The following is a 21,536-nucleotide window of genomic DNA, read 5'->3' as shown; positions in this document are numbered from 1 at the left end:
GACGCATCAGATGACATGCCAGCACAGGAGTAGCGGATGTACCCCAAGACCAGTGCCCCGACCGCGGGCGGCGCAGCGGCCCACGAGCCCGGCGCCTCCTTCGGCGTCGTGCCCTCGCCGTCGTTCCCGGCGATCGAGACTCGGATCCTGCGTTACTGGGATGAGGACTGCACCTTCCAGGCGTCGATCGACCAGCGCGAGGGCGCACCCGAGTGGGTGTTCTACGACGGCCCGCCGTTCGCGAACGGACTGCCGCACTACGGCCACCTGCTGACCGGATACGCAAAGGACGTCTTCCCGCGCTTCCAGACGATGCGGGGCAAGCAGGTGCACCGCCGCTTCGGGTGGGACACCCATGGGCTGCCCGCCGAGCTCGAGGCGATGCGCCAGCTCGGCATCACCACCAAGGGCGAGATCGAGTCGATGGGAGTCGGCGAGTTCAACGCCTCGGCCCGCGCCTCGGTGCTGCGCTACACGAAGGAGTGGGAGGACTACGTCACCCGCTCGGCTCGCTGGGTCGACTTCGAGAACGACTACAAGACGCTCGATCCGACCTTCATGGAGAGCGTCCTGTGGGCGTTCAAGCAGCTCTACGACAAGGGCCTCGCCTACGAGGGCTTCCGAGTGCTGCCGTACTGCTGGAACGACGAGACGCCCCTGTCGAACCACGAGCTGCGGATGGACGACGACGTCTACCAGAGCCGTCAGGACCAGACCGTCACCGTGACGTTCCCGCTCGTCGGTCCCAAGGCCGAGGCGCTCGGCCTCACCGCGGCGCGTGCGCTCGCGTGGACGACGACGCCGTGGACCCTTCCGACGAACATGGCGCTCGCCGTCGGACCCGACATCGACTACGCGGTGGTCCGATCCGGCCCGAACGGGACGCCGGACTCCGAGGCGCCCGACAGCCTGACCGGCGAGGAGATCGGCGAGGGCCCGGTGCTCGACGTCGAGGTGATGGGCGCCGAGTACCTGCTCGCCGCCGACCTCGTCGGCGCGTATGCGAAGGAGCTCGGCTACGACAGCGCCGAGGATGCGGTCGCGGCGATCAGCCGCACCCTCAAGGGGAGCGAGCTCGACGGCGTCCGCTATGACCGCCTCTGGGACTACTACGCCGACACCGAGGTGTGGGGCACCGAGAAGGCGTGGCAGATCCTCGTCGCCGACTACGTCGCCACCGGCGAGGGCACCGGCATCGTCCACCAGGCTCCGGCCTACGGCGAGGACGACCAGCTCGTCTGCTCCGCGGCCGGCATCCCGACGATCGTCTCGGTCGACGACGGCGGTCGGTTCCTGCCCAACATCCAGGAGGTCGCCGGCCTCCAGGTCTTCGAGGCGAACAAGCACCTCACCCGCATCCTCCGCGAGAAGGGCCGTCTGCTCCGTCAGGCGAGCTACGAGCACCCGTACCCGCACTGCTGGCGTTGCCGCAAGCCGCTCATCTACAAGGCGGTCTCGAGCTGGTTCGTTCGGGTCACCGAGTTCCGCGACCGCATGGAGGAGCTCAACCAGCGGATCGACTGGGTGCCCGAGAACGTCAAGGACGGTCAGTTCGGCAAGTGGCTGAACGGCGCCCGCGACTGGTCGATCTCGCGCAACCGGTATTGGGGCAGCCCCATCCCGGTGTGGAAGAGCGACGACCCCGAGCATCCGCGCACCGACGTCTACGGGTCGCTCGAGGAGCTCGAGCGCGACTTCGGGCGCCTGCCGGTCGGCGCCGACGGCAACCCCGACCTGCACCGGCCGTTCATCGACGACCTCACCAGGCCGAACCCCGATGACCCGACCGGGAAGAGCACCATGCGGCGCATCTCGGATGTGTTCGACGTCTGGTTCGACTCGGGTTCGATGCCGTTCGCCCAGGTTCACTACCCCTTCGAGAACACGGACTGGTTCGACGGGCACAGCCCCGCCGACTTCATCGTCGAGTACATCGGTCAGACCCGCGGCTGGTTCTACGTCATGCACGCGCTTTCCACCGCGCTCTTCGACCGTCCGGCGTTCAAGAGCGTCGTGAGCCACGGCATCGTCCTCGGCAACGACGGGCAGAAGATGTCGAAGTCGCTGCGCAACTACCCCGACGTCAACGAGGTATTCGACCGCGACGGCTCCGACGCGATGCGCTGGTTCCTGATGGCGAGCCCCGTGCTGCGCGGCGGCAACCTCATCGTCACCGAGGAGGGCATCCGCGAGGGCGTGCGCCAGGTTCTGCTGCCGCTCTGGAGCACGTACTACTTCTTCACCCTGTACGCGAACGCCTCCGACCACGACGCGGTGCGCCGCACCGACTCGGAGGATGTGCTCGACCGCTACGTGCTCGCGAAGCTCCGCGATCTCGTCGAGGCGATCACCGCCGACTTCGACCGGCTCGACGCGTCGGCCGCCGCCGACCGGCTACGCGAGTTCTCCGACGTGCTGACCAACTGGTACGTGCGTCGCAGCCGCGATCGCTTCTGGGAGGGGCGCCCCGAAGCCTTCGACACCCTGTTCACCGTGCTCGAGACGCTCACCCGACTCGCGGCGCCGCTGCTGCCGCTCGTCACCGAGGAGATCTGGCGCGGCCTGACGGGTGGACGCAGCGTCCACCTCACCGACTGGCCCGACGCCGCCGAGTTCCCCGCCGACGAGACGCTCGTCACCGCGATGGACCGCGTGCGGGTGGTCACTTCGACCGCTCTCGCGCTGCGGAAGCAGGCGGGCCTGCGGGTGCGTCTGCCGCTCGCCGGCCTCACGGTCGTGACGCCGGATGCCGCGTCCCTCGCGCCGTTCGAGGGCATCCTCCGCGACGAGCTCAACCTGAAGTCGATCGACCTGGTCGACCTCGCCACGACGAGCGCCGCCGAGTACGGCATCAGCACCCGCCTCGCCGTCAACGCACGCGCTCTCGGGCCGCGCATCGGCAAGGATGTGCAGCGCGTCATCACAGCCGCGAAGTCCGGCGACTGGTCCGAGGCGGCCGGTGTCGTCGTCGCCGGTGGCGTCGAATTGCAGGCGGGGGAGTACGACCTCGTCCTCGAGGTCGCCTCGCAGTCGGCCGACGACGCGGGTCCCGCACTGTCCCTGCTGCCCGGTGGAGGTTTCCTGTTGCTGGACACGGCGCTCACTCCCGAGCTCGAGGCGGAAGGGCGCGCACGCGACCTCATCCGCGACCTGCAACAGGCCCGCCGGGCCGCCGGACTCGACGTGTCCGACCGCATCGAGGTGCGCTTCGAGGGCGACGACGAGCTGGGCGCCGTGATCGACGCGCACCGCGACCTGATCGCAGGCGAGACGCTCACCGTCCAGCTCGACTTCGCCGAAGCGACGGCCGACTCGACGGGTAACCTGACGACATGGCCCGACGGCCACCTCACCGTGCTGAAGCCCGGCGCGTGGGGCGCCCGCGACGGCGGCCGATTCGAACTGCGCAAGACGGGACCGGTGGTGCTCGATGTCTGACGACTACGACGACCTCGACGACTTCCGGGACGAGGCCGACCAGGTCGTCCTCGAACTGCAGGACCGCCTCGGCGAGGCGTCCCCGCAGCCCCGGCTCGAGCCGGTGCGGAAGGCCGTCGAGCTGCTCGGCGACCCGCACCGGGCGTACCCGATCATCCAGATCGCGGGAACGAACGGCAAGACCAGCACGAGCCGGATGATCGACAGCCTGCTGCGCGCATCCGGCCTCCGACCCGGCCTGCTGACCAGCCCGCACCTGGTGCGCTTCAACGAGCGCATCCTCATCGACGGGGTGCCGATCACCGACGAGAGGCTCGTCGCCAACTGGCGAGACATCGAGCCCTACCTCGGCATCGTCGATCGCGAGCTCGAGCAGGCGGGCGAAGCGCCGCTCACCTATTTCGAAGCCCTCGTCGTGCTCGCCTTCGCCGCGTTCGCCGACGCCCCGGTCGATGTCGCCGTCATCGAGGTCGGCATGGGTGGGGAATGGGATGCGACGAACGTCGCCGACGCCCAGGTCGCCGTGTTCACGCCCATCGCGCTCGACCATCAGGAGCGTCTCGGTTCGACGATCGCGGAAATCGCGCGCACCAAGGCCGGCATCATCAAGCCCGTCGCGACGGTCGTCAGCGCGAGCCAGTCGGCCGATGCGCTGACCGAGCTGCGCCGCGCCGCCGAGCTCAGCGAGGCCACCCTCGCGGTCGAGGGCGACGAGTTCTCGGAAACCTCCGCGGTGGGCGTCGGTGGACAGCTCGTCGACATCAAGGGCCTCGTCGGGCACTACACCGACGTCTTCGTGCCGCTGTACGGCGATCACCAGGCCCACAACGCCGCGCTCGCGGTCGCCGCGGTCGAGTCGTTCCTCGGCGGCGGGTCGACCGCGCTCGACTCCGACGTCGTCGCCGAAGGATTCGCCACCGTGACGTCGCCGGGTCGCCTCCAGCTGGTCGGCATCGAGCCGACCGTGCTCGTCGACGCGGCGCACAACCCGCACGGTGCCGAATCGCTCGCCGCCGCGCTGAAGACCTACTTCAACTTCGACCGCATCGTCGCCGTCGTCGGGGTGCTGCAGGACAAGGACGCCGAGGGGATGCTCCGCGCCGTCGAACCGGTCGTCGACGAGTTCGTGGTCACCTTCGCGCCGTCCGAGCGCACCACCGACGTCGACGACCTCGCTGCGATCGCCGTGTCCGTGGCGGGTGCCGACCGGGTGCGCGTCGAGCCGACGATCTCGACCGCCCTCGAGGTGGCGCGCGACGACGTGCGCGACACCGCCAACGGCGCGGTCGTGGTGTTCGGCTCCATCACCCTCGTCGGTCGCGTGATCGAGGTCGCCGCCGAAGAAGGCTGGAAGCCGGCCTCATGAGCGCATCCCCGGAGCGCGTTCCGCGTCCGCGTCGGCGTCGCAGCGTCACCGAGAGTCTCGGCTCGATCGTCCTCGGCTTCGAGGTGATCGTGGTGTTCCTCGCCGCGCTCGTCGTCGCGGGGCTCGGACGTCTGCCGTGGGTGGTCGCGCTGCCCGTCGGAATCGGGTTGTGCGTGCTGATGCTCGTCACCGTCGGCGTGCTGCGATACCCGTCGGGTGTGTGGCTCGGCTGGTTCTGCCAGGCGGTCTTCATGGCCGGTGGGCTGCTCGTCGGTGAGATTTTCATCGTCGCGGCGCTGTTCGTCGGCATCTGGGCGTACTGCATCATTGTGGGCGGGCGAGTGGATCGTGACCGACCGCCGAGCGGCGCGACGGCCTGACCGGTCCACCCCGACCTGAACGAAAGAAACGACGAGGAGAAGAAGATGGCTGTCGAAGAGACGCTGGTGCTGGTGAAGCCCGATGGTGTCGCCCGCGGACTGACCGGCGAGATCCTGCGCCGCATCGAGGCGAAGGGGTACTCGCTCGTCGACATCCGGCTGGTCGAGGCCGACCGTGAGCTGCTCGGCAAGCATTACGAGGAGCATGTCGGCAAGCCGTTCTACGAGCCGCTCGTCGAGTTCATGGAGTCGGGCCCTGTCGTCGCGATCCGGGTGGCCGGCAACCGGGTGATCGAGGGCTTCCGCGCCCTCGCCGGCACCACCGACCCAACGACCGCCGCGCCGGGCACGATCCGCGGCGACCTGGGCCGCGACTGGGGTCTGAAGGTGCAGCAGAACCTGGTGCACGGGAGCGACTCGCCCGAGTCCGCCGCCCGCGAGCTGGCCCTCTGGTTCTGACCCGCTGACCGCGAGGAGGGCCCCTGTGCGACGAGCAGCGGGGCCTTCCTCCGTCTGCGGCATCGGGCGCACTGTGGTCTCGGTGCGCTTCGCTTACTCGACCCGTCTCGATACGCTCCTTCGTCGCTACTCGACGACCGGGGTGAAGCCCGCCCGTTGAGCGCAGCGATACGGAAGGCACGACTCCTGATCCGGTCGTCGAGTAGGGCCGCCAGGCCCGCATCGAGACGGCTCGAGTAGCGAGGAACGAGCGTATCGAGAGCGCCCGCGCCCCTGCGGCCCTAGCGGAAGAGGAGGGTCGGGAGGAGGGGGAAGTTCACGTAGATGATCAGCAGGATGATCGCGTAGTCGACGAGGACGATGATCCAGGTCCACTTCAGCAGCCCCTGGAAGAACCGCTGAGCCGAACCGGTGAGGCCGAAGTTCTTCGCGAGGTTCCACACGGTGCCGTACCAGAACAGCGGGATGGTGACGGTCCAGACGACGAGGCAGTAAGGGCACAGGGTGCCGATGACGTACACGGTCTGGGTCATCAGCCAGTGGATGAAGACGATGGCGAACACGAGGCCCGCGTTGAAGAAGATCCAGAACCACCGGTCGAAGCGGGCGCGGGCGAGGAGCGCGACGCCGACCGCGATGGGGGCGACGAACCCCATCACACCGAGCAGCGGGTTCGGGAAGCCGAACACCGACCCCTGAGCGCTCTGGATGACCGTGCTGCACGCGACGAACGGGTTGATGTCGCAGCCGAGCGCCTCACCGGGCGCCTCGATCAGCTGGAAGCGTTCGAGCACCAGCTGGAACGACGCCCACAGTCCGATCAGACCGGTGACGATGAACAGGATCGACATCGCGATCGGTCGACGCGCCGGGGTGGTGTTGGTCATGCCTGGAATCCTGCCATTTCTATCCCCGGTAGAAAGCAGCGGCGTGCCGGAGACTATTCCGCGACCTTCGAGCGTGTGGCCGAGTAGAGGACGTGGCGGTGGTCGTCGGTGGCGAAGTCGGGCTCGAGCTCCCCTTCGGCGATCCGCCGGAATCCGGCATTCTCGAGGCTGCGCCATGAGGCCCGGTTCGTGGCATGGACGGGAACGATGATGCGGTGCGCCGACGGGACGTCGTGCCAGATCTCGTCGGCGGCGAGGCGGATCATGACCGCCGCCGCGCCGTGGCCGAGCGCGTCGGCTTCGCCGATCAGGTAGTCGAGGCTCATGTCGCCGTCGAGGATCGGGATGACGCTCGAGAGCACGTCGACGTATTCGGGTTCGTCGCTCATCGCGTACCACTGGATGAAGCCGACCGGCCGTCCGTCCTGCAGTGCGATCCGCAGTCGCGCCGGGTCGGTGCCGTCGAGCGAGGGGCCGTATTCGCTCTCCACGGAGTCGGGGGCCGGGTTGTCGCCCCACCAGGCGTGCACATGCGGCGCGGCCAGCCAGTGCGACATGAGCGGAAGGTCCGCGCGGGTCATGGGACGCAGCGTGAGCCGGGTCATGCGTGGACTCTATGCCCGCCGACCGCGCGAGCGCCTCCCGCGGGTCGTGGGGCTCTTCGGGGTCGGCATGCGATAATCGTCGTCAGTACCCGCGCCGCGCGTGGGTCGAAGACTTTCTTTGGACCCGCCCAGTCGGTTCCGAAACGAGGATCACCAGCGATCCGAGGAAGCGCCACCGGACTTCGGTGACGCAGAGCCCACGGCCGGGTGCACGGGGCTCACACAGAGTTAGGTGGAGGATCTCCACCGCCAGGTTTTGGTTGTGGTGGCGCGGACGCCGCACCCGCGAGGAGTGCACCAGCAATGGTGGAAGACAACAACATCAACGGATCGAGCAGCACAGGATCGGGCAATGGGGCGCCCGAGGGTGGCGACGAGAAGACCAAGCGTCGCCGCACCTTCCGCCCGCGAGTCGGTCTCGGTCGGGCTCGCGCCGCGGCCGCGTCGGCGCCGGTGACGCGCGAACCGTCGCCGCAGCCCGCCGAGGTCGGCCCTGAGGCGACCGCGACGGAGCAGGTCGCCGCCGAGGCGACCGTCGACGCCGTCGCGGTGAACGCGGCTCCGTCCGACACGAGCGCCGGTGACGCGAACGCCGTTGACGCGAGTGCCGTCGATGTCGAGGCGCTCGCGTTGAGCGCCGCCGGTTCCGAGCCCGTTGCCGACGAGGTCGTCCCGGCGGTCGAGGCCCCGGAGTCGCCGCGCGGCTTCAGCCTGTTCCCCCTCTTCCAGGCCCCGCCTGCGCTCGCGCCCCTGCCGGCGCTTCCGGACGAGCAGGACGAGGACGACGACGAGCGCGACTCCGACTCCCGGTCGAGCACCAGCCGCCGCCGTTCGCGTCGCCGCTCCGGCGGAGGCGACAACGAGCAGCAGCAGCAGCCTCGCGAGCGCGTCACCGTGCAGATCACCGAGCCGCAGAAGATCAAGGGCTCGACGAGGCTCGAGGCCAAGAAGCAGCGTCGCCGCGACGGTCGCGATGCCGGTCGCCGCCGCGCCGTCGTCACCGAGGCCGAGTTCCTCGCCCGCCGCGAGTCGGTCGAGCGCGTCATGGTGGTCCGCAGCACCGACAGTCGCATCGAGATCGGTGTGCTCGAAGACTCGGTGCTCGCCGAGCACTACGTGGCGAAGGCTCAGAACGCGTCGCTGATCGGCAACGTCTACCTCGGCCGCGTGCAGAACGTTCTGCCCAGCATGGAGGCGGCGTTCGTCGACATCGGCCGCGGCCGCAACGCGGTGCTCTACTCGGGTGAGGTCGATTGGGACGCCGCAGCGGCCGAAGGGGAGAAGAACCAGCCCCGCCGCATCGAGCTGGCGCTGAAGGCCGGCGACCGCGTCCTCGTGCAGGTCACCAAGGATCCCGTCGGTCACAAGGGAGCCCGCCTCACCAGTCAGATCTCGCTGCCCGGCCGCTACCTCGTGTACGTGCCCGGCGGATCGATGAACGGCATCTCGCGGAAGCTTCCCGACACCGAGCGCGCGCGCCTCAAGAAGATCCTCAAGGACGTGCTGCCCGAGGGCGTCGGCGTCATCGTGCGCACCGCCGCGGAGGGGGCGACCGAGGAGCAGCTGACCCGCGACGTCAACCGTCTCACCAGCCAGTGGAAGCACATCAGCGGGCAGGTCGAGAAGGCTAACGCGCCCGCTCTGCTGCACAGCGAGCCCGACCTGCTGGTGAAGATCATCCGCGACGTCTTCAACGAGGACTTCGCGAAGCTCGTCATCGACGGCGACGACGCCCAGAAGACGATCGAGGGCTACCTCACGTCGGTCGCCCCCGACCTGCTCGACCGGGTCGAGAGCTGGCAGGGCAACGGCGACGTGTTCGCCGGATACCGCGTGCAGGAGCAGATCGACAAGGCGCTCGAGCGCAAGGTGTGGCTGCCGTCGGGTGGTTCGCTCATCATCGACCGCACCGAGGCGATGACGGTCATCGACGTCAACACCGGCAAGTTCGTCGGGTCGGGCGGAAACCTCGAAGAGACGGTCACGAAGAACAACCTCGAGGCGGCAGAAGAGATCGTCCGTCAGCTGCGGCTGCGCGACATCGGCGGCATTATCGTCATCGACTTCATCGACATGGTGCTCGAGACGAACCGCGACCTCGTGCTGCGCCGTCTCGTCGAGTGCCTGAGCCGCGACCGCACCAAGCACCAGGTGGCCGAGGTCACCTCGCTGGGCCTCGTGCAGATGACCCGCAAGAAGCTGGGTCTGGGGCTCGCCGAGTCGATGACCGACGCGCCGCGCCAGCCCGAGGGCAAGCCGGAGCCGCGTCGCCGCAAGCAGGCTCAGCAGAATCAGCAGCGTCCCGCGACGGGCAGCACGCACGAGATCACGGACGGTGCGAAGAACGCGCTCGCCCTGATCGCGAAGAGCACCCTCCATAAGGGCGACGCCGTCGAGGAGCACACGGTGGCCGAGACCGCCGAGGTGTCGACCGCGGGCGGCGAGGTCGCGGCGGCGCCGGTCGTCGAGCCGGTCATCCCGCTTCCCGAGGTCGCTCCGGCACCGCAGCGCACGATCGCCGCGGACGCCGAGTCGCTGCTTTCCACGGTGCTCGACGCCCTGCCCGAGCCGAAGAAGCCGGGCCAGGGCCGCTCGCGCAGCCGCCGCGTCTCGACGGGTGCGCTAACTGCGGGCGACGCGGCACGCCACTCCACCGGCGACTCCGAGTAGTCGGCCCTCCCTGACCGGGAGTGAGCACGGATCAGGAGTTGGTGCACGGATCAGGAGTTCGTGCGCGGATCAGGAGTTGGTGCACGGATCAGGAGAAAGCGCGCTCCGGCTCCTGATCGGTGTGCGAGTTGCCCGGTTTCGGCGCGAAACTCCTGATCGGCGTACCGGGCGGGTGCACGGATCAGGACCAGCGCTACGACCCGCCGAGGATTCCGCCGGATCCGTCCTGATCCGCGCCGCACCTCCTGATCGGCGCACACAGTCCTGATCGGCGCACCCGCTCCTGAACCGTGCACTCGTGAGTCCGACCGCCGACCGTCGACCGCCGGATGTCGCGGAGTCGTTTCCAGATCCGCCGGCGGTCAGTGGCGGTCGCGGCCGCGGACTCGGAGGCCGCTGGCGATGAGGCGGCGCACCAGCTCGTGGCCCGAGACGGACACCGCGCCCGCGGCGACCAGTTCGGCGACACGCCGCTCGGGGACGTCGTAGTGGTCGAGGTCGAAGCTGCGCGGGGGAACCTCGTTCGCGCGGGCGAAGGCGTGCAGCTCCTCGAGCGATTCGTCGCTCACGAGGTGCGCCCAGACGGTGCCGTGCGCGGGCCACATCGCCGTGTCGATCAGCACCGTCATATCCCCAGTCTCTCGCACCGACGCGGACATACCGGTCCGATCGGAGCGGCTCGGAGCGGCAGGCGGCGGAGCAGAGTCGCGGCGCTGCCCGACGACCCGTGGCTTCGCGCCACGCTGACCCGAGGTTGGTTGCCGGAGGTCGGGGGAGCGGGTATGCTTGACCGTCGGTGTGCGCGGCATTGCCCGCACCGGATCTTCGCCGCAGGGGCTCGTTTCCCGCGGACATCCCAACAGATTGGCTAAGCAAGTGGTTTACGCGATTGTGCGCGCCGGCGGGCGTCAGGAGAAGGTCGAGGTCGGCTCGATCGTCACGCTCGACCGCATCAAGGCAGACGAGAACGGCACCGTGCAGCTCGCGCCGGTGCTCCTCGTCGACGGCGAGACCATCACGCACGACGCCAAGGCCCTCGCGAAGGTCTCCGTGACTGCCGAGGTGCTGGGCGACCTGCGTGGCAAGAAGATCGTCATCCAGAAGTTCAAGAACAAGACCGGCTACAAGAAGCGCCAGGGCCACCGTCAGGAGCTCACGCGCGTCAAAATCACCGGCATCAAGTAAGCGCGAAGGGGCATAGGCAATGGCACACAAAAAGGGAGCTAGCTCCACTCGCAACGGTCGCGACTCCAACGCGCAGCGTCTCGGCGTGAAGCGCTTCGGCGGTCAGGTCGTCAAGGCCGGCGAGATCCTCGTCCGCCAGCGCGGCACCCACTTCCACCCCGGCGTGAACGTCGGACGTGGTGGCGACGACACCCTGTTCGCCCTCTCGGCCGGTGCGGTCGAGTTCGGTGCCAAGGGCGGCCGCAAGGTCGTCAACATCGTCGCGGCGGCAGCCGAGTAACGATCACTCCGTGGTGAATGGGCGAGCCGAACGGCTCGCCCATTCGCATTTTCATCCCCGAGCTCCGCGCCCGCGCAAAGCGGATGGCGGCTCGACACAGGCAAGGAGCACGACATGGTCGCGAGCTTCGTCGATCACGTGACGTTGCACCTCAGGGCGGGGCACGGCGGCAACGGCTGCGTCTCCGTGCGCCGCGAGAAGTTCAAGCCGCTCGCCGGCCCCGACGGCGGCAACGGCGGTGACGGAGGCGACATCGTCGTCGTCTCCGACCCCCAGGTCACCACCCTCCTCGGCTACCACCGGGGCCCCCACCGGTCGTCCGACAACGGCACGCCCGGCATGGGCGACAACCGCAGCGGGACGAGCGGCGAGAACCTCGAACTCCCCGTCCCCGTCGGCACCGTCGTGAAAGACCCCGACGGAACGGTGCTCGCCGATCTCACCGAGCCCGGGATGCGCATCGTCGTCGCCCCCGGCGGCCGCGGTGGTCTCGGCAACGCCGCGCTCGCGACCAACAAGCGCAAGGCGCCCGGCTTCGCGCTGCTCGGCACCCCCGGGTGGGAAGGCGACGTCGAGCTCGAACTGAAGACCGTCGCCGACGTCGCGCTCGTCGGATTCCCGTCGGCCGGCAAGTCGAGCCTGATCGCCGCGATGTCGGCCGCGCGTCCCAAGATCGCCGACTACCCGTTCACGACCCTCCAGCCGAACCTCGGCGTCGTCGAGGCCGGCTCGGTGCGCTACACCGTCGCCGACGTCCCCGGCCTGATCGAGGGCGCGAGCGAGGGCAAGGGGCTCGGCCTCGAGTTCCTCCGTCACGTCGAGCGGTGCAGCGCGCTGCTGCATGTGCTCGACTGCGCCACCCTCGACCCCGGCCGCGACCCGATCAGCGACCTCGACGTCATCCTCGGCGAGCTCGGCGCGTATCCGGTGCCCGAGGGGCAGGTGCCGCTGCTGGAGCGCCCGCAGCTCATCGCCCTCAACAAGGTCGACGTCCCCGAGGCGCACGACCTCGCCGACCTGGTCCGTCCCGACCTCGAGGCGCGCGGATACCGGGTCTTCGAAATCTCCACGGTCAGTCACGCGGGCCTGCGCGAACTCTCCTTCGCCCTCGCCGGGGTGGTCGAAGAGGCGCGGACCGCCGAGCCGCCGGCGAAGCCGCGCATCGTGCTGCGGCCTCGCGCGGTCGACGAGAAGGAGTACGAGGTCGTCCGCGAGGGCGGCAGCGGCGGCACCGTGTACCGCGTCAAGGGCGAGAAGCCCGAGCGCTGGGTCGCGCAGACCGACTTCGCCAACGACGAGGCGGTCGGCTACCTCGCAGACCGGCTGGCCGCGCTCGGAGTCGAAGACGCCCTCTTCGCCGCGGGCGCCGTGCCCGGATCCGCGGTCGTCATCGGGCGCGGCGGCGGCGTCGTGTTCGACTGGGAGCCCACCCTCACCTCCGCGGCGGAGCTCATCACGAGCCCCCGCGGCAGCGACGCGCGTCTCGATCGCAACGCGCGCCCGACCCGCAACGAGCGCCGCGAACACTACTTCGAGCGCATGGACGCGAAGGCCGAAGCGCGCGCCGAGATGCAGCGCGAACGCGAGGCGGGCATCTGGCGCGAGGACCACGCCGACGCGGAGGAGCAGGAGTGAGCGTGACCGACCGGAGCGGCATCTCGTCCGCTCGGCGCATCGTCGTCAAAGTCGGTTCGTCGTCGATCAGCGGCGACAACGCCGGCCAGATCGTGCCGCTCGTCGCCGCCCTCGCCGAGGCGCACGGGCGCGGCACCGAGGTGATCCTCGTGAGCTCCGGCGCGATCGCAACCGGCATGCCCTACCTCAAGCTCGACGCCCGCCCGGGAGACCTCGCGACCCAGCAGGCGGCGGCCGCGGTGGGCCAGAACGTGCTCATCTTCCGTTACCAGGACAGCCTCGACCAGTTCGGCATCGTCGCCGGTCAGGTGCTGCTCACCGCGGGCGACCTCGAGAACCACACCCACCGCAAGAACGCGGAACGGGCCATGGAGAAACTGCTCGCCCTCCGAATCCTGCCGATCGTGAACGAGAACGACACGGTCGCGACGCACGAGATCCGATTCGGCGACAACGACCGCCTCGCCGCCCTCGTGTCGGTGCTCGTGCGCGCCGACCTGCTGGTGCTGCTGAGCGACGTCGACGCGCTCTACACGCGACCGCCGCAGGAGCCCGGTGCGGTGCTCATCGACCATGTGCGGTACGGCGACCCGCTCGACGACGTCGTCATCGGCTCGGTCGGCACCGGTGTCGGAACCGGGGGAGCGATGACCAAGGTCGCGGCTGCGCGGCTCGCCGCCGACGCCGGCACCGCGGTGCTGCTCACCTCGACCGGACAGGTCGCCGACGCCCTCCAGGGCGCGAGCATCGGCACCTGGTTCGACCCCGCGCCGGCGGGAGCCGAGCGCGCGCCGCGCACGTCCGAGATCGGCACCGTCACCGCCGACTAGGGCCCGCGCCCTGAATAGGATGGGGCGCATGTCGACCGGCTCAGCACTCCAGGTCTCCTTCGAGGACAAACTCGTCGCCGCGCGCGCCGCGTCCCGCGCCCTCGCGACCCTCCCGACCGAGACCAAGGATGCGGCGCTCCGGGCGATCGCCGACCGCATCGTCGAAGACTCGGCCCGCATCATCGAGGCGAACGGTCTCGACCTGCAGGCGGCACGCGAGAACGGCGTCTCCGCGGGGCTGCAGGATCGCCTGCGGCTCGACGAGGTCCGTCTCGCCTCCCTCGCCGACGCGGTCATCGACATCACGAAACTCGTCGACCCGGTGGGGGAGAGCGTGCGCGGCCGCACGCTCCCCAACGGTCTGCGGATCAATCAGGTCCGTGTGCCGTTCGGTGTCGTCGGCGCCATCTACGAGGCGCGCCCCAACGTCACCATCGACATCGCGGCGCTCGCCCTGAAGAGCGGCAACGCGGCGATCCTCCGCGGCGGCAGTGCCGCCGCGAACTCGAACCGCGTGCTCGTCGAATCGATCCAGGCGGCGCTCACCTCGATCGGTCTGCCCGCTGAAGCGGTGCAGACCATCGACGAGTTCGGCCGCGACGGCGTCAAGGCGCTTATGCAGGCCCGCGGCTACGTCGACGTCCTGATCCCGAGAGGCAGCGCAGAGCTGATCAGCACCGTCGTCTCCGAGTCGAAGGTGCCCGTCATCGAGACCGGCGCGGGAGTCGTGCACGCGTTCATCGACGAGTCCGCCGACCCGGAGCTCGCCGCCGACGTGGTGACCAACGCGAAGGTGCAGCGCGTGAGCGTTTGCAACACGCTCGAGACCCTGCTCGTGCACCGGGGCGCGGCCGACCGGGTGCTCCGTCCCGTCCTCGACTCGCTGCGGGCCGCCGGTGTCACGCTGCACGCCGATCCGGCGACCCGCGCGCTGTACGCCGACTCGGTGGATGCCACCGAGGACGACTGGACGGCCGAGTACTACTCGCTCGATCTCGCCGTGAAGATCGTCGACTCGCTCGACGAGGCGATCGCGCACATCGACCGCTATTCGACGCACCACACCGAGACGATCATCACGAGCGACTACGCGAACGCCGAGCGGTTCCTCGCCGAGGTCGACTCCGCGGTCGTCATGGTCAACGCGTCGACGCGCTTCACCGACGGCGGCGAGTTCGGGTTCGGCGCCGAGGTCGGCATCTCGACCCAGAAGCTGCACGCCCGCGGTCCGATGGGGCTTCAGGAGCTCACGAGCACCAAATGGCTCGTGCGCGGCACCGGCCAGACGAGGAAGTGAACCCGACTTCGCCTAAGCTGGTCTGAGCCCGACGCCGGGCCGCCCGTCCGGGCGTGACGAAACGGAGAGAGCATGTCGTTGCCGCTGACCGTGGTGTTGGCCGCCGCCGAGTCTGGCCACACCGAGCTGCCGATGCCGGCGTACGTCTTCGGTGTCATCGCCCTCGTCATCTTCGCCGCGCTCGCGCTCGTGACCTGGAGCTATCGTGACGTCGCCAACCGTCACAGCCAGGTCTCCGGGGCGCGCGGCGGCGACGGGTCCGGTCACGGTTCCGCGAAAGACGCCTGACGACGCCGGTGCAGGACACACGCGACACGCGTCGGCGACGCGTCGGCGTGATGGGCGGAACCTTCGACCCGATCCACCACGGACACCTCGTGGCGGCCAGTGAGGTCGCCCAGTCCTTCGGTCTCGACGAGGTCGTCTTTGTGCCCACCGGGCAGCCATGGCAGAAGCGGGGCGTCTCAGCCGCCGAGCACCGCTACCTGATGACGGTCATCGCGACGGCGTCGAACCCCCGATTCACCGTCTCCCGGGTCGACATCGACCGCGGCGGCCCCACCTACACGATCGACACGTTGCGCGATCTCAACACCGCCTACCCCGACGCCGACCTGTTCTTCATCACCGGTGCCGACGCCATCAAGCAGATCGTCGGCTGGAAGAACGTCGACGACCTCTGGGACCTCGCGCACTTCGTCGCGGTCAGTCGGCCGGGACACGTCGTGTCCATTTCTGATTTGCCCAAGGGCGACGTAAGCTGGCTGGAAGTTCCGGCGCTGGCGATATCGTCAACCGACTGCCGAAGTCGGGTGAACAGGGGGTTTCCTGTTTGGTATCTCGTTCCCGACGGCGTCGTTCAATACATCTCCAAGCATGACCTGTATCGGAGTTAGTCCATGACGTTGTCGCAGGAACAGCAGCCACAAGAGCGCCGAGGAACAGGCGCCGTGGCTTCCGCGAACCAACCCCGCAGTCGACGCGAAGCGCGTGACGCCGAGCGTCGCGCCCAGGCGGAGGCGCGCGAGACCGGCGACCTCTCCGGCATCCCCGCCGGCGAGCACCCCTCCGGCGCCTTCGACCTGAACGCCTCGGGCGGCATCTGGGACAGCATCTCGCGCCGCGCGGCGTCGCAGCTGACCGATGCGGCGACCGAGGCCGAGCGCCGCACCGGCCGTCGCGTCGCCGATCAGGACCGTGAGGGCAGCGTTCCTCCCGAGCCGCTCAGCTACGTCACTCAGGGGCGCCCCAACATCCCGACGTACGAGGGCCCCGCCTTCGCTCGCCGCCCGCAGGCTCCCACCGCCGCCGACGTGCAGGCGGGTTTCCGCGAGCGCAGCTTCGCGCCCGCGGCGGCCGCCTCGGCTCCGCTCGCTCCCGCATCGGTGGGCGGCCTCGACTACCACACGCAGACCCGCACGCCGCCGCTGCGCTCCGCAGCTCCCGCGGCTCCCGAAGCGCCCGCCGCCGAGGCGACCGCGCTCGACCACACTCTGACCCGCCGCGAGCTCCGCGAGATGCGCGAGTCCGGAGTGCTCCCTGCGTTCTCCGCGGCCGACCTCGCGCCGCGTCCCGGCGGCTGGGCCGCCGCTCCCGCGCCGTCGGTGGCGCCGCCGGTCGGTCACCGCGAGCCCGCACCCGAGACGCCGATCGCCGGCATCCCGCTCGGATCCGCGTTCGCCGCGTTCGAGGACACCGCCACCGCTCCGATGTCGGCCGTCGACCGCGCCGCGCTGATCGCCGAGGAGCCCGTCCTGCCGAAGGCGTCGCCGATCGCCGAGGCGATCGAGGTCGTCGAGCCGGTCGCCGCCGCTCCGCTGCCCGTCCGGTCCGCGCCGGTCGTCGAGGACGAGCCCGAAGCCGCTGAGCCCGCCCCGTTCTCCGACGAGCCCATCACCGGGCTGCAGGGCTTCGAGGCGCTGATCGCTCAGGCGAGCGCCGGTCTCGACGCGCCGTCGGTCCCCGCGACCGGCCCGCAGCAGATCATCGCGCCTCAGCCCGTCGAGGTGCCGAAGCCCGCCTCGCAGTCGACCGGTCACTGGTCGCTGCAGGTCGAAGAGGACGACGACGACCTGACGCCGTTCGACGGGCTCCTGTCGCGCAACGTCGGAACCTCGAGCGGCTCGACCAACGCGCTCATCATGCCGACCGATCCGCAGCCCGACCTCATCCACGCGCTGAACAGCACGGGCGAGATCCTGGTGACCGGCTCGCTCGACCTGCCGCGCAGCCTCTCCTCCACGGGGGCGAACTCGGATCACTACGACTCCTCCGAGATCGACCGCCTGTTCGAGGCGAGCCAGGAGGAGCACCACAACGCCGACGTCGCGCCGGTGCGTGCCGCTCGTGCCGTCAGCACCCACACGTCGACTCGCAGCGTGGTCAGCCCCCGCAAGCGTCGCGGTGGAACGCTGCCAGTCGTGCTGGCGGTCGTCGCCTCGGCGATGGGCCTCGGGGTCATCGGTCTGTGGATCGCCAGCTGGATCACGGGGACGCTCTGATTTCCCCGACGAACGATTCAGGAACCGGCGCGAGCTCTCGTGCCCGCGAGCTGGTGCAGCTCGCGGCCGAGGCCGCCGATTCCAAGGGCGGCTCCGACCTCGTCGCGCTCGATGTGACAGGACCGCTACCGCTCACGGACGCCTTCCTGCTGGTCTCGGGGCGCACCGAGCGCAACGTGCTCGCGATCGCCGAGGCCGTCGAGGAGAAGCTGATCGAGGCGGGTGCGAAGCCGCTGCGCCGTGAGGGGCGCACCGAGGGTCGCTGGGTGCTCATCGACTTCGGCGACCTTGTGGTGCACGTCTTCCACGAGGAGGACCGCTCCTACTACTCGCTCGAGCGCCTCTGGAAGGACTGCCCGGTCATCCCGGTGAACCTTCCGACTCCTGCCCACGCCGACTGACCCGCACTGAGTCCGGTTCTCGGATTTGTCGGCTCTTCGGAAGGTCATAGGGTCGGCTGTTAGCGTCGGCGGGTCAGATCCAGCGACCCGGAAGTGAGCCGCGCATGAAGTGCCCGAACGACAACGCCACCCTCGTGATGAGCGAGCGCAACGGCATCGAGATCGACTACTGCCCCGAATGCCGGGGCGTGTGGCTCGACCGTGGCGAGCTGGACAAGATCATCGAGCGTTCCGGCGAGGTCGCCGGCGGGCCCGCCCCGACGGTGTCGCACCCGCCGGTGCAGCCGGGATATCCCCAACAGGGCGGATATCCGCAGCAGGTGCCGCCGCAGCAGTACGGCCGCCCGTATCCGCAGCAGCAGGGATACGGCTACGGCGGTGACGGGTACCGCCGCAAGAAGAAGGACAACTGGCTCAGCGAGCTGTTCGACTGACGCCTCCCGCGCCCGTCAGCGAGGACTGCGGGTGCTCGGACGTTGCAGCCACGGGCGGAGCGCCCGGGTGGCGGCGGGCAGCAGCAGGTAGGTCATCAAGGGCATCATCACGGTCACCGTGGCGAGCACGCGCAGCGGCAGAGGCCACGCGGCGAGCAGTGGGGTGAGCGTCGACTGAGCCACGAGGCTGAGCGGGAAGAAGACGATGAAGATGCTGACCATCTGCTTCCACCGCGGCGGCACGACCGCGGCGGTCTGAGCGGGCTGCTCGACAGTGACGGTGGAGGGCTCGTCGAACCAGCCCTCGATGCCGGTGCGCCGCTCGGATCGATCATGTTCGACGATGCCGACGGCGGAGTCGACCCACCATTGCCGTTCGGTGGATCTCTCCCACGCGTCGAGGCTCTGGTCGTCGGCGAACCGGTAGAGCATGTGCCAGAGGGGCGATCCCGCTTGGGGTCTCACCCACCCGGACCCGAGGTAGCCGGGTCTGGCGCTCATGAGTTCTTGCCCGGCGCGGGCCCAGGCGGCGGCTTCTTTGGCGCGGTCGGGTGCGACGCGCCGGACGATGGAGACGGTGATCGGCTCTTGTGGAGCGCTGTTCGACATGTCGTTCATTCAATCGGAGCCGTGTTACGGGGAGATGTTCGCGTCGATGAGGTGGCGCGGTCGGGATTTGCCTCCCGGATGTAGTAATCTTGTCGAGGCCTTCCACGGAGGGCCGGTGAGGGCCTGTGGCGCAGCTGGTAGCGCACCTGCATGGCATGCAGGGGGTCAGGGGTTCGAGTCCCCTCAGGTCCACCAACGAGAGAGAGCGTCGCCCGAAGGGTGGCGCTCTTTCTCGTTGATGACGTAAATGATCGAGAGGTCTGAAGAAGATGGGCGTCGACCCGCCTCTTCACCTCGGCTATTGTCTCGTTCAGCCCGGGTCTCGTGGACTAAACCGAACTACGAGCGCCGCGTGTGCAGGCCGCTACCATATTCGCCTCGGATGGCTGAGGAAGCTGCCCGCCGGCTGACTGCGGTAGCCCTGCGACTGAAGGTAATGGCGGACGTGGTCACTACAGTCAGCGCTATGACTCTGATCGACCCCGTCGACGTGACTATCGACTTCCAAGACGATGCGGGCCGTCGTGACCCGGATTCGTATAGTCCTTTGCTGCAGAAATATCACCAGCGACTGTGGAGCAAACCGTTGCCTGGAGGCGCTCCGTTCGAGCTGACAGCAGCGAAGGTCGGACGCGCGTTCGTGCTGCGTCACGAGTCCGACCTCGGAGTGTTCGTGCTATCCAGCGACACCCTGGCGAACTCAAACCGTCGTAAGCTGCGCGACTTCTACGAGGCGATGGGATCGGAGTCCAATACCGCCTGGCATCGGGACGGCGGCACCATTGGTGGTCGGTTACTCTTTCCACGGAACCGGGTCGGCGGCAACCAGACCATCAATCAGCGCCGCGGCACGCACCCGCGAATCCGCGACCGATTCGACTTGACGTTGGAGAGCATCCGCCGTCACTACGTGGGGGAAGACAGTCCGCTCGCTACGACAATCGAGCGGTACGGCGACTTCTTTGCCCTCTTCGGCGACTTCCGCGGCTACGTCGACTTTTTTCTGCTCCACGACCTCGTCGACGACGCCACGAACTCAGTCCGGTTCTACCTGCCGTTCGACGGCTATACCGGCCCAGTCCTGCCTGGCACTATCGAACAGTATCGAGTGTTCCGAGAGCGACAACTCGCCTTCGTCGGGGCTCGCAACCGCCGCATTCTCGCGGCGATTGGGCTCGACCGCCGATGACTTACCCCGAGTCGAGATGGCTCGCCCTTCAGAGTGCGGCGTCAGTCCGCGTCGCGGCTTCCACCATGAGTCAGCCGAAGGTCTCGGCCAGGTAGCGGTGCGCGAAGGTGACCGCCATCGCTCCTTCGCCCACCGCCGAGGCGACGCGCTTGACGGAGCCATGCCGCACGTCCCCGGCTGCGAAGGCGCCGGGCACGCTGGTCTCGAGGAAGAACGGCGGACGTTCGAGGGGCCACACCTTCGACAGCGCCGCCGCATCGATGTCCGGGCCGGTGACCATGTAGCCGCGTTCGTCGCAGACGATGTCGGTCGGTTCGGCCCACGCCGTGTCGGGGGAGCCGCCGATGCAGACGAAGAGGCGGTCGGCGGCGACCTCCTCGCGGCGCCCGGTGCGGGCGTCCTCGAGCTCCAGCCCGGCGAGCGCGGTGTCGCCGTCGAGCCGCGACACGCGCGTGTCGAGGCGGATGTCGATGTTGGGTGCCCGCCGCACCCGCTGCTCGAGGTAGTCGGACAGGGTCGAGGCGAGATCGGGACCGCGCACCAGCATGGTGACGTGCTCGGCGTAGGCCGCGAGGTTCATCACCGCTTGACCGGCCGAGTTGCCGCCGCCCACGACGTAGACGGTGTCTCCGGCGCAGTCGGGAGCCTCGCTGGTTCCCGCGCCGTAGTAGACGCCGACGCCGAGCAGCTCCTCCTCGCGGTCGATGCCGAGGCGCCGCCATTCGACCCCGGTGGCGCAGATGTTCGCCTTCGCGACCATCGTCGTTCCATCGTCGAGCTGGGCGTGAATGCGTCCGTCGGTGAACGAACCGGCGATGCCGCCTCGCATGAGCAGCAGCTCGGCCCCGAACTTCACCGCCTGCTGACGGGCGCGTTCGGCGAGGTCGCCGCCGGACACCCCGGTCGGGAAGCCGAGGTAGTTCTCGATCAGGCTGCTGTAGCCGGCCTGACCGCCGACGGCCTCGCGCTCGACGAGCACGACGCTGAGGCCTTCCGAGGCGGCGTAGACCGCGGCGGAGAGACCGGCGGGCCCGGCCCCGTAGACCGACAGGTCGTACTCGGCGAGCTTCGGTCGGGCGACCCAACCGAGCCGGGCGGCGATCTCGGCGATGCTCGGGTCGATCAAGCGCGTGCCGTCGGGCAGGTCGACGATCGGGAGGCCGGCCTCGGCGAGCGACCGCCCGAGGACCCGCATGCACGACTCGTCGTCCTCGATGTCGGTCCAGGTGAAGTGCACGACGCTACGGGTGAGGAAGTCGCGGATCGCGTACGCGTCCCGACTCCATCGCTGGCCGTACAGGCGTACGGTGTCGGCTGCGGGGGACGTGCTCGCCATCGGCGGATCCCTTCGGAACGCGGTGGGGGTCGTG

At 69.2% G+C, this 21,536-nt stretch carries 21 protein-coding genes and 1 tRNA gene; 17 read left to right on the top strand and 5 right to left on the bottom strand.

Translation table 11 applies throughout. The features are described from left to right. The first annotated feature begins 36 nt into the window (after window positions 1-36). From ileS to ndk, 4 genes are read left to right on the top strand one after another with little or no spacing between them, the layout of a single operon-like run. Entirely contained in the window at window positions 37-3,438 is a 3,402-nt protein-coding gene (ileS, locus tag NGH83_RS09720) for an isoleucine--tRNA ligase (protein WP_251856060.1), read from the top strand. Then, complete coding sequence (locus tag NGH83_RS09715; protein ID WP_251856059.1) at window positions 3,431-4,804, top strand: folylpolyglutamate synthase/dihydrofolate synthase family protein; 1,374 nt, start codon at window positions 3,431-3,433, stop codon at window positions 4,802-4,804. The genes ileS and NGH83_RS09715 overlap by 8 nt, the downstream gene beginning before the upstream one ends. Then, the gene (locus NGH83_RS09710) at window positions 4,801-5,184 is read left to right on the top strand and encodes a DUF4233 domain-containing protein (RefSeq protein ID WP_251856058.1); all 384 of its coding nucleotides are present in this window, start codon (window positions 4,801-4,803) and stop codon (window positions 5,182-5,184) included. Before NGH83_RS09715 ends, NGH83_RS09710 begins: the two co-directional genes overlap by 4 nt. A 45-nt stretch (window positions 5,185-5,229) precedes the next feature. Beyond that, entirely contained in the window at window positions 5,230-5,643 is a 414-nt protein-coding gene (ndk, locus tag NGH83_RS09705) for a nucleoside-diphosphate kinase (protein WP_251856057.1), read from the top strand. A 281-nt stretch (window positions 5,644-5,924) separates the two neighbouring features. Here the strand turns inward: ndk and NGH83_RS09700 are convergent, their stop codons facing one another. Together NGH83_RS09700 and NGH83_RS09695 are read right to left on the bottom strand one after the other, a co-directional pair. Next, window positions 5,925-6,530, bottom strand: coding sequence for a vitamin K epoxide reductase family protein (locus tag NGH83_RS09700; RefSeq protein ID WP_251856056.1), 606 nt, complete (start codon window positions 6,528-6,530; stop codon window positions 5,925-5,927). 53 nt (window positions 6,531-6,583) lie between these two features. Then, window positions 6,584-7,135 carry a GNAT family N-acetyltransferase gene (locus tag NGH83_RS09695; RefSeq protein ID WP_251856055.1) on the bottom strand — a complete coding sequence of 184 codons (552 nt, stop codon included), beginning with the start codon at window positions 7,133-7,135 and terminating at the stop codon, window positions 6,584-6,586. Between the two features lie 303 nt (window positions 7,136-7,438). On the opposite strand from NGH83_RS09695, the gene NGH83_RS09690 reads away from it, so the two are divergent. Further along, window positions 7,439-9,805 carry an Rne/Rng family ribonuclease gene (locus tag NGH83_RS09690; RefSeq protein WP_251856054.1) on the top strand — a complete coding sequence of 789 codons (2,367 nt, stop codon included), beginning with the start codon at window positions 7,439-7,441 and terminating at the stop codon, window positions 9,803-9,805. A 362-nt stretch (window positions 9,806-10,167) separates the two neighbouring features. On the opposite strand, the gene NGH83_RS09685 is transcribed toward NGH83_RS09690, so the two are convergent. Beyond that, window positions 10,168-10,434: a DUF4031 domain-containing protein gene (locus NGH83_RS09685; RefSeq protein WP_251856053.1), complete on the bottom strand. Its 267-nt coding sequence runs from the start codon at window positions 10,432-10,434 to the stop codon at window positions 10,168-10,170. Between the two features lie 247 nt (window positions 10,435-10,681). Here NGH83_RS09685 and rplU point away from each other — a divergent pair, with 247 nt between their 5' ends. From rplU to NGH83_RS09635, 10 genes are all read left to right on the top strand, one after another. Continuing rightward, entirely contained in the window at window positions 10,682-10,990 is a 309-nt protein-coding gene (gene rplU / locus NGH83_RS09680; RefSeq protein WP_251858502.1) for a 50S ribosomal protein L21, read from the top strand. A gap of 19 nt (window positions 10,991-11,009) precedes the next feature. After that, a complete protein-coding gene (rpmA, locus tag NGH83_RS09675) occupies window positions 11,010-11,270 on the top strand; it encodes a 50S ribosomal protein L27 (protein WP_251856052.1) in 261 nt (86 codons plus the stop codon). Between the two features lie 114 nt (window positions 11,271-11,384). Continuing rightward, window positions 11,385-12,905, top strand: a complete 1,521-nt coding sequence (gene obgE / locus NGH83_RS09670; protein WP_251856051.1) for a GTPase ObgE — start codon at window positions 11,385-11,387, stop codon at window positions 12,903-12,905. Beyond that, window positions 12,902-13,735, top strand: a complete 834-nt coding sequence (gene proB / locus NGH83_RS09665) for a glutamate 5-kinase (RefSeq protein ID WP_251856050.1) — start codon at window positions 12,902-12,904, stop codon at window positions 13,733-13,735. The genes obgE and proB overlap by 4 nt, the downstream gene beginning before the upstream one ends. A gap of 28 nt (window positions 13,736-13,763) precedes the next feature. After that, window positions 13,764-15,032, top strand: a complete 1,269-nt coding sequence (locus NGH83_RS09660; protein ID WP_251856049.1) for a glutamate-5-semialdehyde dehydrogenase — start codon at window positions 13,764-13,766, stop codon at window positions 15,030-15,032. Between the two features lie 72 nt (window positions 15,033-15,104). Next, entirely contained in the window at window positions 15,105-15,320 is a 216-nt protein-coding gene (locus tag NGH83_RS09655) for a hypothetical protein (RefSeq protein ID WP_251856048.1), read from the top strand. 8 nt (window positions 15,321-15,328) lie between these two features. After that, window positions 15,329-15,928 carry a nicotinate-nucleotide adenylyltransferase gene (gene nadD / locus NGH83_RS09650; protein WP_256470097.1) on the top strand — a complete coding sequence of 200 codons (600 nt, stop codon included), beginning with the start codon at window positions 15,329-15,331 and terminating at the stop codon, window positions 15,926-15,928. Window positions 15,929-15,982: 54 nt separating this feature from the next. Next, the gene (locus NGH83_RS09645) at window positions 15,983-17,533 is read left to right on the top strand and encodes a hypothetical protein (protein ID WP_251856046.1); all 1,551 of its coding nucleotides are present in this window, start codon (window positions 15,983-15,985) and stop codon (window positions 17,531-17,533) included. Window positions 17,534-17,586: 53 nt separating this feature from the next. Beyond that, the gene (gene rsfS, locus NGH83_RS09640; RefSeq protein WP_251856045.1) at window positions 17,587-17,934 is read left to right on the top strand and encodes a ribosome silencing factor; all 348 of its coding nucleotides are present in this window, start codon (window positions 17,587-17,589) and stop codon (window positions 17,932-17,934) included. A 104-nt stretch (window positions 17,935-18,038) separates the two neighbouring features. After that, complete coding sequence (locus NGH83_RS09635) at window positions 18,039-18,368, top strand: zf-TFIIB domain-containing protein (RefSeq protein ID WP_251856044.1); 330 nt, start codon at window positions 18,039-18,041, stop codon at window positions 18,366-18,368. A gap of 15 nt (window positions 18,369-18,383) precedes the next feature. Here the strand turns inward: NGH83_RS09635 and NGH83_RS09630 are convergent, their stop codons facing one another. Then, the gene (locus NGH83_RS09630) at window positions 18,384-18,977 is read right to left on the bottom strand and encodes an antibiotic biosynthesis monooxygenase (RefSeq protein ID WP_251856043.1); all 594 of its coding nucleotides are present in this window, start codon (window positions 18,975-18,977) and stop codon (window positions 18,384-18,386) included. A gap of 119 nt (window positions 18,978-19,096) precedes the next feature. Between NGH83_RS09630 and NGH83_RS09625 the strand changes: the two genes are divergently transcribed. Next, a tRNA-Ala gene (locus NGH83_RS09625) sits at window positions 19,097-19,172 on the top strand. 271 nt (window positions 19,173-19,443) lie between these two features. Next, a complete protein-coding gene (locus NGH83_RS09620; RefSeq protein ID WP_251856042.1) occupies window positions 19,444-20,166 on the top strand; it encodes a hypothetical protein in 723 nt (240 codons plus the stop codon). A 70-nt stretch (window positions 20,167-20,236) separates the two neighbouring features. Here the strand turns inward: NGH83_RS09620 and NGH83_RS09615 are convergent, their stop codons facing one another. Continuing rightward, complete coding sequence (locus NGH83_RS09615) at window positions 20,237-21,502, bottom strand: NAD(P)/FAD-dependent oxidoreductase (protein WP_251856041.1); 1,266 nt, start codon at window positions 21,500-21,502, stop codon at window positions 20,237-20,239. Window positions 21,503-21,536: the final 34 nt, after the last annotated feature.

It is taken from the genome of Herbiconiux sp. L3-i23, assembly GCF_023734115.1.
Classification (GTDB): Bacteria; Actinomycetota; Actinomycetes; order Actinomycetales; family Microbacteriaceae; genus Naasia.
The sequence above is the reverse complement of the archived record's forward strand: the minus strand, read 5'-3'. Positions and strand labels throughout refer to the sequence as shown.

What these genes read in the sequence shown, in the direction of transcription:
- NGH83_RS09630 (WP_251856043.1), bottom strand. Translation starts at nt 18,977, where the DNA reads ATGTCGAACAGCGCTCCACAAGAGCCGATCACCGTCTCCATCGTCCGG.
- NGH83_RS09615 (WP_251856041.1), bottom strand. Translation starts at nt 21,502, where the DNA reads ATGGCGAGCACGTCCCCCGCAGCCGACACCGTACGCCTGTACGGCCAG.
- NGH83_RS09655 (WP_251856048.1), top strand. Translation starts at nt 15,105, where the DNA reads ATGTCGTTGCCGCTGACCGTGGTGTTGGCCGCCGCCGAGTCTGGCCAC.
- ileS (WP_251856060.1), top strand. Translation starts at nt 37, where the DNA reads ATGTACCCCAAGACCAGTGCCCCGACCGCGGGCGGCGCAGCGGCCCAC.
- NGH83_RS09635 (WP_251856044.1), top strand. Translation starts at nt 18,039, where the DNA reads ATGAAGTGCCCGAACGACAACGCCACCCTCGTGATGAGCGAGCGCAAC.
- NGH83_RS09700 (WP_251856056.1), bottom strand. Translation starts at nt 6,530, where the DNA reads ATGACCAACACCACCCCGGCGCGTCGACCGATCGCGATGTCGATCCTG.
- ndk (WP_251856057.1), top strand. Translation starts at nt 5,230, where the DNA reads ATGGCTGTCGAAGAGACGCTGGTGCTGGTGAAGCCCGATGGTGTCGCC.
- rpmA (WP_251856052.1), top strand. Translation starts at nt 11,010, where the DNA reads ATGGCACACAAAAAGGGAGCTAGCTCCACTCGCAACGGTCGCGACTCC.
- NGH83_RS09660 (WP_251856049.1), top strand. Translation starts at nt 13,764, where the DNA reads ATGTCGACCGGCTCAGCACTCCAGGTCTCCTTCGAGGACAAACTCGTC.
- obgE (WP_251856051.1), top strand. Translation starts at nt 11,385, where the DNA reads ATGGTCGCGAGCTTCGTCGATCACGTGACGTTGCACCTCAGGGCGGGG.
- NGH83_RS09710 (WP_251856058.1), top strand. Translation starts at nt 4,801, where the DNA reads ATGAGCGCATCCCCGGAGCGCGTTCCGCGTCCGCGTCGGCGTCGCAGC.
- NGH83_RS09685 (WP_251856053.1), bottom strand. Translation starts at nt 10,434, where the DNA reads ATGACGGTGCTGATCGACACGGCGATGTGGCCCGCGCACGGCACCGTC.
- NGH83_RS09715 (WP_251856059.1), top strand. Translation starts at nt 3,431, where the DNA reads ATGTCTGACGACTACGACGACCTCGACGACTTCCGGGACGAGGCCGAC.
- NGH83_RS09620 (WP_251856042.1), top strand. Translation starts at nt 19,444, where the DNA reads ATGACTCTGATCGACCCCGTCGACGTGACTATCGACTTCCAAGACGAT.
- NGH83_RS09695 (WP_251856055.1), bottom strand. Translation starts at nt 7,135, where the DNA reads ATGACCCGGCTCACGCTGCGTCCCATGACCCGCGCGGACCTTCCGCTC.
- NGH83_RS09690 (WP_251856054.1), top strand. Translation starts at nt 7,439, where the DNA reads ATGGTGGAAGACAACAACATCAACGGATCGAGCAGCACAGGATCGGGC.